Source organism: Alteromonas hispanica, from assembly GCF_010500915.1.
Taxonomy (GTDB): domain Bacteria; phylum Pseudomonadota; class Gammaproteobacteria; order Enterobacterales; family Alteromonadaceae; genus Alteromonas; species Alteromonas hispanica.
The window spans coordinates 51,577-65,295 of the sequence record NZ_JAAAWP010000009.1 but is presented as its reverse complement, the minus strand read 5'-3'; the positions used below and the strand labels follow the sequence as shown (position 1 = coordinate 65,295).

The window sequence follows — 13,719 nt, the reverse complement described above, 5'->3', positions numbered from 1 at the left end:
TTACAGTGAAGTTTGTAATCTGGGCTACACTTGTGTGTTGAGCCGTTATTTCTATATTATTTTCGCGTTACTAAGATAAAAAGTAGACCTAGGAACCGGTATTTTACTGGATATATTGAAATCGTTAAGCGGCATCTAGACAATTCGACGTTTTTATCACCTTTAGTATGAAGCATTTTTATTAATAGCCCATTACAATAGATAAGACTAAGCATTCAAACCATATTTGGTACCCATAAGTATGTTGACATTTACCCCTGACGAACTAGAAGAAGATATTCTTGCAGACCTCATGGAGGAAATTAACGAGCTTTATGAATCGAGCGAGCAAACGTTAATAGAGCTAGAGTTACGTCCTGCGGACAACGAGCTTCAAAGAGCCTTGTTTCGCTCTATACATACCATTAAAGGTGACCTTGGCTTAGTAAACTTCTCGCCATTAATTCCATTACTTCAGCACGTAGAAGATTTACTCGATTACCTCCGCAAGGGCCAAGTTGATTATACAAGCACTATGAGCGACCTTGTTCTGCTTACTATGGACAGGGTAAAAGCGTTTGTAGAAGAAGTCATGCGCACTGGCAAAGCAGAGTATGACAATAATCTGCACGAGCAGTTAGTGCTTGCGATTAGTCGCATAACGCCAGAAAACAATGCTGAACACGAGCGCTTCTTAAACGATGCCGTGCTTCTGCTTAATCCTGCCCTTGACGTTGCGAGTAGCGAGGGTAACTCGGAAAGTGCACCCGTAAAGGCCCCCGTTTTGGCTTCAACGGGTATTCCAAAAGATATAAGCAGTGAAAAGAAACAAGATGTGCTGTTTTTTAGAGAGCTAATGCAAACCGTCGAGCGACGCTGTACATTTTGGGCTGGAAAAGGTGACCGCATCGCAAAACTTGCTATGTATATTAATGATGTGGCCGACAATATTATTGATAAAGATCAGCTAGCCGTTGCCAGTTATGTGCATGACTTCGGTATGGCCTTTATGCCCATGAAGTTGTTAAACAAAGGCGATACGTTAACCGAAAATGAATTCAATCTAATGCGCTCTCATGTTTATAAAAGTGCCCGTTTACTAGAGCACCTAGATGACTGGGATATGGCGCGCAAAATAGTGATGCAACACCATGAGCGCACCGACGGCTCAGGGTATCCGCTAGGCTTGAAGGAAGACGACATTTGCGAAGGTGCAAAGCTGTTGGCGATTATTGATACGTACGATGCTCTTACCCATCCAAGAGCGCACAACGAAGACAAAGTCATGTCTAAGAAAGAGGCGGTTATTCATATCAACAAGCAGGCTAAAGGACAGTTCAGTATGAAATGGGTTCGCCACTTTAATCAGGGCATAACAGGGTTACTGACTAAAGGTCATTAAAACCGGTTTAGGCAGCTTGTTAGGTTAATAACAAGCTGCAAATGTAAATTTTTTTACTGTCACCTTCATATTTATGAAGTAAGAGCCTCACTCTCCAGTGTGCCAATCTAGCTAATGCCTAACTCTTTTAGCTTACGTGTAAGCGTGTTACGCCCCCATCCTAAGCGTTTTGCTGCATCTTGCTTGTGGCCGTGAGTATGATGTAAGGCACGCTCAAGCATCACTTTTTCAAACGTTAGCATGGCATCATTTAAAATGTCGTGACGACCGTCCCGCAGCTGTTTATCTGTCCATGAGGCAAGTAATTCAGGCCATTCTCCGGTAGCGGCAGAAGATGTTTCTACGTGCCCATCGCTGTGAATTTCTGGCGGTAAATCGCTAGGGATAACTTCTTGGCCGCTTGCCATTACCGTTAGCCAACGACACACGTTTTCTAGCTGTCTCACGTTACCAGGCCACGGAAGCTGTGACATTACTCGCTCAGCACTTTTACTAATAGTTTTAGCATCAACATCAAGTTCTTTAGCGGCGCGACGCAAAAAGTGTCTGGTTAACAATGGAATGTCTTCACGACGTTCGGCAAGGGAAGGTAGGTGCACTCGAATAACATTGAGGCGGTGAAATAAATCTTCACGAAACTTACCTTCAGCAACTCGGGTTTCTAGATTTTGGTGGGTTGCGGCAATAATTCTTACATCGACACTAACCGACTGGTGCCCGCCAACGCGATAAAATTGACCGTCGGCAAGTACTCTTAGCAAGCGGGTTTGAACATCAAGAGGCATATCGCCAATTTCGTCCAGAAATAAGGTTCCGCCGTCGGCTTGTTCAAAACGCCCCTGACGCGCAGCCTGAGCACCAGTAAATGCCCCTTTTTCGTGCCCGAAAAGTTCAGACTCTACAAGATCGGCGGGAATAGCGGCCATGTTTAGCGCAATAAAAGGTTTGCTAGAGCGGGGGCTATGTCTGTGCAAAGCATGGGCGACTAGCTCTTTACCTGTGCCAGACTGACCGTTAATGAGTACACTGATTGACGAGCGAGACAGACGACCAATGGCACGAAACACTTCCTGCATCGCTGGCGCTTCACCAATAATTTCAGTAACCACCTCATCTTGCTGTACCTTGGTGGTAGATGACTGCTCCCTTGCATGGTCTATTGCACGCCGAGCAAGCGTAACGGCTTCATCGATATCAAAGGGTTTGGGCAAATACTCAAACGCCCCCTTTTGATATGCATTTACCGCACTGTCCAGATCTGAATGCGCAGTCATAATAATGACTGGAAGAAGGGGGTGTGAGCTGTGAACCTCGTTCAACAGGGTCATACCGTCCATTTGAGGCATTCGTATGTCAGATATAATAACTTCTGGCGCTTGACCACTTTGGATTTGGCGCAGCAAATCTTCAGGGTTTTCAAAACTCAAGCAGCTGATATTGGCTGCCTGTAAGGCTTTTTGCAGCACCCAACGAATCGAACTGTCATCGTCGACAATCCATACCGACTCATTCGTCATCGTCTGTCTCCTTACTTTTAATTGGAATATAAATCACGAACTTGGTGTAACCAGGGTGGCTATCAACATCTATTTTTCCACCGTGGTGATTAATAAGTGTTTGTGAAATCGACAACCCAAGACCCGAGCCATTTTGTTTACTGGTGACCATGGGATAGAACAAGGTGTCTTTTATCTCTGCAGGTATACCTGGGCCGTTGTCGATAATTTTCACTTTGGCCACTAAAGCGTGGCGCGCAGATTGAATAGTCATTTGACGTTCGATACGGGTTACCAAGCGTATTTCAGGGTTAGGTGTTTTGTGCTCGTTCAACGCCTGAATACTGTTGCGCACTATATTCAGCACCGCTTGCTGAATCATGTCTGGATCGATCCTCAGATCGGGAATACTTGGGTCATAATCTCGTACAATTGAAATTGGTATGGCAGAGTCAACCAACATAAGGCTTCGCACTTTCTCTAACGCTTGATGCACATTGCTTACTTCAAAGCGAGGTAAAGAATTAGGTCCTAGAAGGCGGTCTACCAAGGTACGCAGTCTATCCGATTGCTCGATTATCATGCGTGTAAACTCTTTATGTTGTTCAGGTAACTCTTTTTCTAACAGCTGAGCTGCACCACGAATTCCTCCTAAGGGGTTTTTTATTTCATGGGCTAGGCCACGCACGAGTTCTCGAGCTGCATAATGCTGGGCATTTTGTAGATTTTCTCGGGTGATTCGCTTTTGCTGGTCTATTTTCTTTACTTCAAAAAGCAGGCCTGGGCCGTTGGAAGTTGCAATATTAGTAACGGTTAAATCTACTGAAACGTAGCGATTATCTTTAAACGCCAGTTTTATCTCGTTTTCAGTAAAGTCTTCACCTTTGCGCATTGCGGCTCGCAACCGCGTTGTCTCAATAGTACCCGGTAAGAAAAAGTCAGGTAGAAGATGGCCTTGAAGTTGTTTTAACCCCGTTTCAAATAATGCCTCACCGGCGTGGTTCGCGTAAATAATACGCAGCCGGCTATCTACCATCACTAGGGCTGTATTTAGACTATTTAGTAATAATCGTGATTCTGACTCGGTAGAAACCATCCGAGCATGTCTCCTTTGCACCAATATTGTGCATTATAGCGTGTAACTGACAATCCCGCGCAGGTTTACTCGAAAATTAAAATTCTATGAACCGCGTTGGTGCGCCAGTTCAGTAGGGCTGCACGCTAGTTGTTATTAATAAACACCGATGCCTGATGCAGGTAAAGGGTTTGAGTAGGAGACGATGCAAGAGTCTTGCCCGTATTGTTGGTTAGCTCAACTTTGTAATTATGTGCCCCACGATGGACACCCTCTAGCTTAAATATGCCTGAGGAATTGCTCTTAACTGGGGCACCGTCGAATATCAAGCGATACAAGGGCGCTTTTTCTGCACTGTTTTGTTCCGCTTTAATAACAATGTTGCCAGCGTTGTCTCTCAAGGTCGCTTCGGGAGCGGGGCTAGCGATACTTACGCTATAATTTGGCTTTTTCTTTTTAACCTGAACTTTTTGAGTCTTTGGCGTTTTAATAGCAGAAACCACGTTACGTGTTTTTATATCTAGCTCTACGGTTTCGGCATTTGGCGGTGGTGTATCTGTATATGTCACAGAGCCGTCTTCGTTGACGACTTTGAAAATTTGCGCGGGACTGTTTTGTGTTTTTTGTTGCTGTGTTTTATTTTTCTGTGTCGTGTTTTGCTGGGCAGAGGCTTGCTGGCCGGGTGTTTGCTGATCGTATGTTTGCTGATCGTATGTTTGCTGGGCAAAAGCCTGATGAGAAAAGCAGGTGGCGCATAGGAACAAAGTAAATGACGGCAAAGTGAAAAGCAGCGAGGTGCGTTTAATTGAATCTGTCATAAATGGTGTCCCTTTAAATTTTGCTCAAACGCTATCATAGATGATTCTAAGCATAATAGATAATTGTTAGTCGCGCAGGCTGTTCCCAACCTAATAGGCCCTTATACAAATCAATGCGCAGACAATAAAAAAGCCCGCAATCGCGGGCTTCAAATATCTACATACATCATCAACACACGAAGCGCATGTTGAAACGTTTCTATTAAACGCTGTAGTACATGTCGAACTCAACAGGGTGAGTTGTCATGTTCAAAGTAGTGACTTCTTCAGACTTAAGGTCGATATATGCATCAATCATGTCATCAGTCATTACACCGCCAGCAGTAAGGAATTCGCGGTCGTTATCCAATGCTTCTAGCGCCATTTCTAGCGAGCTAGCAACGGTTGGAATTTCTGCTGCTTCTTCTGCCGGTAGGTCATACAAGTCTTTATCCATAGCATCGCCAGGGTGGATCTTGTTCTTAATACCGTCAAGGCCAGCCATAAGCATTGCAGTAAATGCAAGGTATGGGTTAGCTGTTGGGTCAGGGAAGCGCACTTCGATACGACGAGCCTTATCGCTTGTTACATAAGGAATACGGATTGAAGCAGAGCGGTTACGCGCAGAGTAAGCAAGCATTACAGGTGCTTCAAACCCTGGTACAAGACGCTTGTACGAGTTAGTTGATGCGTTAGCAAACGCATTGATTGCGCGAGCATGCTTAATAATACCACCAATGTAGTAAAGCGCTTCTTCAGAAAGGCCTGCATACTTGTCACCTGCGAAGATGTTCTTGCCATCTTTTGCAATAGATTGGTGACAGTGCATACCAGAACCGTTGTCGCCAACTAGAGGCTTAGGCATAAAGGTCGCAGTTTGACCGTATGCATGAGCAACGTTGTGTACAACATACTTGTATACTTGGATTTCATCAGCTTTCTTAACTAACGTGTTGAATTCACATGCAATTTCGTTTTGGCCAGCGGTAGCAACTTCATGGTGATGCGCTTCGATAACAAGGCCCATCTCTTCCATAACCATACACATTGCCGCGCGAATGTCGTGCGCAGAATCTACTGGAGGTACTGGGAAGTAACCGCCTTTTACGCCTGGACGGTGAGCCATGTTACCGCCTTCAAACTCTTCGCCAGAGTTCCACTTTGCTTCTGATGCGTCGATCTTGTAGAAAGAACCCGCCATATCAGTGTGGAAACGCACGTCGTCGAAAAGGAAAAATTCTGGTTCTGGACCGAAGAATACCGTGTCACCGATACCTGTAGACTTCAGATATTCTTCTGCGCGGCGAGCAACAGAACGCGGGTCGCGCTCGTAGCCTTCCATAGTAGTAGGCTCAACGATGTCACAGCGGATGTTTACTTGTGTTTCTTCTGCAAAAGGGTCAACTACGCAGCTGTCTGCGTCCGGAAGAAGAACCATGTCAGATTCGTTGATGCCCTTCCAACCTGCAATTGAAGAACCGTCGAACATTTTTCCTTCTTCGAAGAAATCTTCATCAACTTGGCTCGCAGGAATAGATACGTGTTGCTCTTTACCTTTGGTATCGGTAAAACGTAAATCGATAAATTTCGCTTCGCTTTCTTTAATCAGCTCTAATGCCTTTTCTACTGACATCGTGTCCTCCAGGTTTTAATGTAAAAATGCAGAGTGATCAGGCTCACTCCAACAGTAAAATTGTGAAAGCGATAATCATGCCATCTATCTATCTGCCGTTTTCTGCGGCTTAGACTAAGATGAAGACCTATAATATGGCCCGCTTCGCACCAACTTGGTGCGATGTTGTGCGATAGTGGTGCAGGTGGCGTCGCCTAAGATGTTTAGACTAGAATACTTTCTAGCCGCTTGCCACTCTTTCTACACAGTGAATTACTCCCTTATTACCACCAAATTCCGCTATAGGCCTTTAAAATCATAAGAAAAGCGGAAACATTCATTGCAAAGTGAAAAAAGATGCGCAAACGGCGCGTTTTTTCTGTACAATCCGCGAAAATTTTCTATCTGCATTTTTTGCAAGAAATCTTATGCATACCGTGTTGGTATGTATCGATTTACACAGGCTCTATATAAGCATGAATACCACTGATATAAGTAAATTGCGTAATATCGCAATCATCGCCCACGTTGACCACGGTAAAACTACCTTGGTAGATAAGCTTCTTCAGCAATCTGGAACGTTGGAATCTCGCGGCGTACAAGAAGAGCGCGTTATGGACTCGAATGACATCGAGAAAGAGCGCGGTATCACCATCTTGGCGAAAAATACTGCAATTAACTGGCAAGACTACCGTATCAACATTGTTGATACTCCGGGACACGCCGATTTCGGTGGTGAAGTAGAGCGTGTAATGTCAATGGCTGACTCTGTACTTCTACTTGTTGACGCTCAAGAAGGTCCAATGCCGCAAACGCGCTTTGTTACTCAAAAAGCATTTGCTCAAGGCCTTAAGCCTATTGTTGTCATCAACAAAATCGACAAGCCAGGTGCTCGCCCTGATTGGGTAATGGACCAAGTATTTGATTTGTTCGATAACCTTGGCGCTACTGATGAGCAGCTTGATTTCCAAGTTGTTTATGCTTCTGCACTAAACGGTTGGGCGTCTAACGATGCTGACACACCGTCAGAAGACATGACTCCACTTTTCCAAACTATTGTTGACCAAGTTGCTGCACCAGATGCTGATGCCAACGGTGGTTTCCAAATGCAGATTTCACAGCTAGATTACAACTCGTATGTGGGTGTAATCGGTGTAGGTCGTATCAGCCGCGGTTCAGTTAAAACCAACCAACAGGTAACTATCGTTACTGCTGATGGCAAAACTCGCAACGGTAAAGTTGGCTTAGTATATGGCTACCTTGGTCTAGACCGTCACGAAGTAGACAGCGCGAATGCGGGCGATATCATCGCGATCTCTGGTCTTGGTGAACTGAAAATCTCTGACACAATTTGTGACGTTAATGCCGTTGAAGCACTTCCACCACTATCGGTAGATGAGCCAACAGTAACCATGACGTTCCAAGTAAATACATCACCTTTTGCTGGAAAAGAAGGTAAGTATGTAACGTCGCGTAACATTCTTGAACGTTTGAACGACGAGCTTGTTCACAACGTTGCACTACGTGTTGAAGAAACGGCTGATCCGGATAAATTCCGCGTATCAGGTCGTGGTGAACTTCACTTAGGCATACTGATTGAAAATATGCGTCGTGAAGGCTACGAGCTTGCCGTTTCTCGCCCAGAAGTAATTCTAAAAGAAGAAAATGGCGAAACAACAGAGCCATTTGAAACCTTGACGATTGACTGTGAAGAACAGCATCAGGGCTCTATCATGGAGCAGCTTGGTCTTCGTAAAGCAGAAATGACAGATATGTCTCCAGATGGTAAAGGCCGTGTTCGTATCGACTTCGTTATTCCAAGTCGTGGTCTTATCGGTTTCCAAACAGAATTTATGACAATGACGTCGGGTTCTGGTTTGCTATACCATTCATTCGATCACTACGGCCCTTACAAAGGCGGCATTATTGGTAAGCGTAAAAACGGTGTTCTCATTGCCAACGCTAACGGTAAAGCACTAACTAACGCATTGTTTAACCTCCAAGAGCGCGGTCGTTTGTTCATCGGTCATGGTGTTGAAGTTTACGAAGGTATGGTTATCGGTATTCACAGCCGTGACAACGACCTAACGGTAAACGCGTTGAAAGGTAAACAGCTGACTAACGTTCGTGCCTCTGGTACTGACGAAGCGCAAACACTTGTGCCGCCAATTAAAATGTCTTTAGAGCAAGCGCTAGAGTTTATCGATGATGACGAATTAGTTGAAGTGACACCTGTATCTATCCGTATTCGTAAGAAGCTTCTTACTGAGAACGAGCGTAAGCGTGCATCGCGAGCGCCAAAATAGACAGCAATATACGTTAAAGTTTTAGCGCGTTAATGTTTGCGCTGAAAAAAGATAAAAATGCCAACCTCGCGTTGGCATTTTTTATTCTACTAGCGCTTATTCATGCCATAACTCGCTAAATAGTTGCTACCAAAGGCGAGTGGTCATTTCTATATTTTGTCCCTACACTTTGAGTTATTAAGCACCTGTAGGCTATATCGCTTTTACAGGTAACTTGTGTAAACGGTGGAATTTTTTTAGAGGTACTTCCATGCTTTCAATTGCCGTCATTGAAGATGATCAAATTACCCTCGATTTAATAACCGATGCATTAGAAACCCAGTTGGATGCAACCGTTTATCCGTTTAGCCGGAGCAAATACGCTCGAGATTTTTTGCTTCAGCAAACGCCAGATTCATTGAATTTGGTGATTAGCGACCAACTTATGCCCGACTATGATGGGCTGAGCTTGTTAAAGCTATGTCGTTCAAAAGGTCTAGAAATTCCGTTTTTGCTCATTACTGCAGACCCTCATAAAAGTCTTGTATTGGATGCGGCTAAACTCAATGTTTCTGGCTTCCTAGCAAAGCCAATTAGCATGAAAGAGTTAGTGGCTACCTCTGATAAGGTGACATCTCAAAACCACGGCAACTGAAATACCTCTAAGTGCTTTGTTACCAAAAACACTCTGAGATATTTATTCTCAGCACTCACTGCAAGCATTCCTTCAAGTAGCACATCCTTGGGCCAGTAGGCGATTAGTAGCAACTGAGTACCTGCATCACAATAATTAAGTGCAAATTGTTATAGAGAAATGTACTTCCCACCCTAGTTTATACCTTTGCAAAACCATACACTTGAGGCATAAATTTCTCGGCAAAAGGATGTAGTGTGAGCGCATTATTCGACAATACCCCATCAAGAAAAGAGACTCATTCATTTAAATGGCAGAAGTACAAAGGCAAAGACATCATTCCTGCCTGGGTTGCAGATACTGAGTTTTCTTGTGCTCAGCCTATTTTAGACGCTATTTCTGCTCAGGTAGACCACGGAAACATGGGGTACATTCTGCCCTCGCATCACACGGGAGCTATTAACGCAGTAGTGCGTTGGCTAAAAGATAAACACGATTGGCACATTGAGCCTGAGTGGCTAGTGTGGACGCCGGGTGTGGTGCCTGCATTTAACGTGGCGTGCAAAGCCTACTGCAACCCAGGTGATAAGGTGCTAATTCAAACGCCAAACTATCCGCCTTTGTTGGCCGCGCCTAAACTCAATCAGTTAGAAAGAGTCGATATTGGCACTGTCATCGACTCAACGAGTGATGCAGAGAATCCTAGGTATACCCTCGACTTTGATGCACTTGAACGAGAAGCCGCCGACCCTAAATGCACCCTGTTCATATTATGTAATCCTATGAATCCGGTAGGCACAGTGTTAACGCAATCGGAGATAGACAGGATTGCCGACATTTGTAATAAGAATGGCGTTAAACTGTGCTCTGACGAAATACATTGCGATCTTATTTTAGAAGAGGGCAAAGCCCATATTCCTGCCGGTAGAGAGGCGCAGTTAGCTGACAACAGCGTTACTTTAATGGCCGCAAGCAAAACCTTTAATATTGCAGGTCTTGGCACTTCGTTCGCCATCATACCGAATAGAAGCGTTAGGCAGGCATTTGTAAATGCCGCAGCGGGCATTGTTCCATGGGTAAATATAATGGGGTTAGCGGCTACCGAGGCCGCGTTTACGCAGTGCGACGATTGGCACAAACAAGAACTTAGCTATCTTCGCGAAAATCGAGAAAGAGTTTACCAAGCAATCAATAACATAGAAGGGCTAAGCATGCTGAAAGCAGATGCCACCTTCTTAGCTTGGGTAGATGCAAGTGGCTTAGGTGTCGATGATGTACAGGCCTGGGCTGAGCAAAAAGGCGTCGGGCCATCGCCCGGTAAAGACTTTCACCAGCCAGACCATTTCAGAATAAACTTTGGCTGTAGTCGTTCTATGCTTGATGACATTCTAGCGCGCCTAGCTAAATAGATGAAGCCCAAAAAATAGCAGAAACTACTAGTAGTAGAAGCTTAAATAGTAGAAAGCGCCTTGTGAAAACAAGGCGCTTTTACTAGCGATAATAAAGCTGGATAAAGCGTGCAATTACAGGAATACATTGACCAATTTATAGCAACCTAACCCCACCACTGTGCCTACCACAACTACTCCTGCAATATTACTTTTCCAAGAGTTTTTAAACTGCCCTAAAGCCTGGCTTTTGTTCATAACTACCAATAAGAAAATAGCAATTACCGGCAGTAATAGCGCGTTTGTAGCCTGCGCAAACAATATGGCGGGTAAGGGTTTAAAACCTAATGCTGCAACACTTACGCCTACCAGAATAATGACCATCCATACAGCTTTAAAGCTTCGGCTCTTCATATCGTCACTTAAACCAAGAGCCCCTGTCACCGCATAAGCGGCTGCTAGCGGCGCGGTTATGGCACTCGTCAAGCCTGCTGAAAACAGTCCAAGGGCAAAAAACCATTGCGCTTTATCGCCAAGCACAGGCTTGAGTTGCTCTCCCATATTGCTGGCGTCTATGGTGGCTGCTTGATTGAAAAACGCCATCATTGCGGTTGCCATTACAATCAACGTTATAAGTCCGCCCATACTTATGGCTCTGGCTGACTGACTTCGACAGGCAAGGACAGCCTGCTGCTTATCTAAGCCTTTCGATGATTTTGCTACCAAACTCGCGTGTAAAAATAAATTGTAGGGCACTATGGTGGTGCCAATTAACGCCAATACGGTGGTAATAGCATCGGTGTCTAATTTAGGTGATATAAGCTGATTGAACATGGCTGATAAGTCGGGTTTAGCCACGAGCAGTGTGATCAGAAATACCCCTGCCATTATAAAGACTAAATAAACTAAAACAGTTTCAATCCATTGGTAGCTTCCAGACCACAATAGCACTATCGCAATAGCGCCAAGAATTGCGGCCCATGGCCCTATTCCAATATCGATAAACGCATCGAGTCCAATTGCGGCACCGGTTAAGTTGCCCGACTCATAGGCAGCGTTGCCAATGCCGATAGCACTGACGATGAGCACAACGAAAAGGTTTTTGAGCCAGGGCTTGTAGGCCATATCTTTCATGGCGCCAGCAAGTCCCTGTCCAGTGGCAACGCCAAGGCGGGCTGCCATATCCTGCAGGACTATTGTTGCGAAAACAGAGAAGATAAGTGCCCATACCAAATGAAAACCGAAGTTAGCTCCGGCTAAACTTGCGGTAGTAACGGTTCCTGGGCCAATAAAGGCGGCCGCGATAATATATCCTGATTTATCTTTTGCCATTTGCAACAACTCTTAGTTATGTTCTATTAGGGTCAACAGACCTTAGTATGATATCAATTGGAAAAAAAGGCGCGCAGCCTATCGTTTCAAAATATATAACGCAACCCAAAATGAGAATCTGCAGTGAATGATCAGTTACCCATAAATATTGTTAGGCCAATAGTGGAAAAAAAGAGCTTTTGCAACGTGCTCCCAAGTGCAGAAAAAGTCGATGGTATGATATTCGCTGTGGCCGCCTGCCCAGAAATACCTATGCCAGAACAGTGGATGCCATGGCTTATTCAAAGTGCTTCTAGCCAATTGGTTGACAGTGATGTAGATATTCTTGCCGATACGCTTATGAATGGGTTACGTGCGCATTTAGACTTTATGCGACAGGGGCGTATCGCGTTACCGCCACACTGTATCGAAACTATTGTTACCACAGACACAGGTAAAGAGGAGATGATTAAACCTAGTACTGCGTTGTCACAGTGGTTAAATGGCCTGCTGATTGTTCACAAAAACGTAGAGCCTGTGTGGCAAAACGCGTGGCAGCTAGCTGAACAAAAGCAGGCAAACATAGACAGGCTGAATCATGAAGAGGCAGAAGAAAAAGCAGCTAATAATGAGGGGGAAGCGCCAGAAGTTCAGCTTTCTCGATGTCTAAAGCTTTTCACCACCTTGGCAAATATAGATTTAGCTTACCAGCAACGACAGCCCCAACATGCTGAGCAGCTAAGTAAAAACCTACCCATTCTTGTAAAACAGCTGCCTGCATTACTAAAAGATTATACGACGCTTGCCGGCGATTTAGCGGGCGCTTTGCCCAATCAATTCGAAATGTTTACTAAAAAAGAGAAAGAGTAAGTGTTGTAAGAGCATGCCCTCGGTTTAACATTCACTAACGCTGACGCTGCTGCAAACGTTTTTCACTTATGGTTTGCTTTAATGATGCCGTATAAGCATCAAGGGCAAGCTTAGCCTGTTCATATTCTTCGTTAAGCGTAAGTGAGCTTGGTTCACGCATAAGCGCTTTAAATGCGATATCCGTTTGTTTTAGTAACTCTTTAAGGTGCTGATTATTTTCGTCCATGTTCTGTCCTTGTCTTTTTTCGTTACCTGAAGCGCTACATTTTTGCGCCTGTCCATTTTTTGCCTAACCGCATTTTTATGATAAGCCCAACCGCATTTTTATGATAAGCCCAACCGTTTAACTTAGCACTGCAACTGAACGCAAAAACGATAAAACGTGTCTTTAGCGTGTTTATACAAGTACAAGTAGAGCAACTAGGCAATTCAGTGCTTGCGCTAGAATGGTTTTACAATAGCTAAACACACAATAGCGAGAATGATGAGTACCGGCGCTTCGTTAAGTATTCGATAAAAGCGAGGCGTGTGGGTATTTTCATCACGAGCAAACTGTTTCATCAGTGTAAACAAATAGAAGTGATAACCGTAAATTGCAACTAAAAGTAGAATTTTTATATGTAGCCATCCAGACATTTTAAACCATGTGCCGCCGTAACTTACAATAAGCGCAATGCCAAACACTAAAGTGAGCAAGGCAAAGGGAGTGACAAAATACCAAAGGCGTCGTTCCATCACTTTAAATTCTTCTTTAACGACTTGAGAAGAGGTAGTGGCGTGATAAACAAAAAGTCGAGGTAAATAGAAAAGGCCTGCCATCCACGCAAGCATAAAAAAGATGTGAAGTGCTTTGAACCATAAAATGTACAT

12 protein-coding genes are annotated in these 13,719 nt (G+C 44.4%); 5 read left to right on the top strand and 7 right to left on the bottom strand.

Translation table 11 applies throughout. The features are described from left to right. The first annotated feature begins 241 nt into the window (after nt 1–241). Nucleotides 242–1,381 (top strand): HD domain-containing phosphohydrolase, encoded by a 1,140-nt coding sequence (locus tag GTW09_RS13880; protein ID WP_163112372.1) that lies wholly within the window; start codon nt 242–244, stop codon nt 1,379–1,381. Nucleotides 1,382–1,488: 107 nt separating this feature from the next. Here GTW09_RS13880 and glnG read toward each other — a convergent pair whose 3' ends face one another. The 4 genes from glnG to glnA all read right to left on the bottom strand — a co-directional run bounded on the left by glnG (nt 1,489) and on the right by glnA (nt 6,382). After that, a complete protein-coding gene (gene glnG / locus GTW09_RS13875; RefSeq protein ID WP_071980504.1) occupies nt 1,489–2,898 on the bottom strand; it encodes a nitrogen regulation protein NR(I) in 1,410 nt (469 codons plus the stop codon). Continuing rightward, nucleotides 2,888–3,973 (bottom strand): nitrogen regulation protein NR(II), encoded by a 1,086-nt coding sequence (glnL, locus tag GTW09_RS13870; RefSeq protein WP_163112371.1) that lies wholly within the window; start codon nt 3,971–3,973, stop codon nt 2,888–2,890. The genes glnG and glnL overlap by 11 nt, the downstream gene beginning before the upstream one ends. A gap of 125 nt (nt 3,974–4,098) precedes the next feature. After that, nucleotides 4,099–4,770 (bottom strand): DUF4124 domain-containing protein, encoded by a 672-nt coding sequence (locus GTW09_RS13865; RefSeq protein ID WP_239059401.1) that lies wholly within the window; start codon nt 4,768–4,770, stop codon nt 4,099–4,101. Between the two features lie 202 nt (nt 4,771–4,972). Next, nucleotides 4,973–6,382 (bottom strand): glutamate--ammonia ligase, encoded by a 1,410-nt coding sequence (gene glnA, locus GTW09_RS13860; RefSeq protein ID WP_163112370.1) that lies wholly within the window; start codon nt 6,380–6,382, stop codon nt 4,973–4,975. Between the two features lie 455 nt (nt 6,383–6,837). On the opposite strand from glnA, the gene typA reads away from it, so the two are divergent. From typA to GTW09_RS13845, 3 genes are all read left to right on the top strand, one after another. Further along, nucleotides 6,838–8,667: a translational GTPase TypA gene (gene typA / locus GTW09_RS13855; protein WP_163112369.1), complete on the top strand. Its 1,830-nt coding sequence runs from the start codon at nt 6,838–6,840 to the stop codon at nt 8,665–8,667. Between the two features lie 250 nt (nt 8,668–8,917). Continuing rightward, a complete protein-coding gene (locus tag GTW09_RS13850) occupies nt 8,918–9,301 on the top strand; it encodes a response regulator (RefSeq protein ID WP_163112368.1) in 384 nt (127 codons plus the stop codon). Between the two features lie 236 nt (nt 9,302–9,537). Continuing rightward, nucleotides 9,538–10,689, top strand: a complete 1,152-nt coding sequence (locus GTW09_RS13845) for a PatB family C-S lyase (protein ID WP_163112367.1) — start codon at nt 9,538–9,540, stop codon at nt 10,687–10,689. A 114-nt stretch (nt 10,690–10,803) separates the two neighbouring features. On the opposite strand, the gene GTW09_RS13840 is transcribed toward GTW09_RS13845, so the two are convergent. After that, nucleotides 10,804–12,000, bottom strand: coding sequence for an Nramp family divalent metal transporter (locus tag GTW09_RS13840; protein WP_163112366.1), 1,197 nt, complete (start codon nt 11,998–12,000; stop codon nt 10,804–10,806). A gap of 186 nt (nt 12,001–12,186) precedes the next feature. Here GTW09_RS13840 and GTW09_RS13835 point away from each other — a divergent pair, with 186 nt between their 5' ends. Further along, nucleotides 12,187–12,849 carry a UPF0149 family protein gene (locus tag GTW09_RS13835; protein ID WP_338024964.1) on the top strand — a complete coding sequence of 221 codons (663 nt, stop codon included), beginning with the start codon at nt 12,187–12,189 and terminating at the stop codon, nt 12,847–12,849. Between the two features lie 34 nt (nt 12,850–12,883). Here the strand turns inward: GTW09_RS13835 and GTW09_RS13830 are convergent, their stop codons facing one another. Both GTW09_RS13830 and GTW09_RS13825 read right to left on the bottom strand, forming a co-directional pair. Beyond that, nucleotides 12,884–13,075, bottom strand: a complete 192-nt coding sequence (locus GTW09_RS13830) for a hypothetical protein (RefSeq protein ID WP_071980496.1) — start codon at nt 13,073–13,075, stop codon at nt 12,884–12,886. 215 nt (nt 13,076–13,290) lie between these two features. Beyond that, the gene (locus GTW09_RS13825) at nt 13,291–13,719 is read right to left on the bottom strand and encodes a CopD family protein (protein WP_071980495.1); all 429 of its coding nucleotides are present in this window, start codon (nt 13,717–13,719) and stop codon (nt 13,291–13,293) included.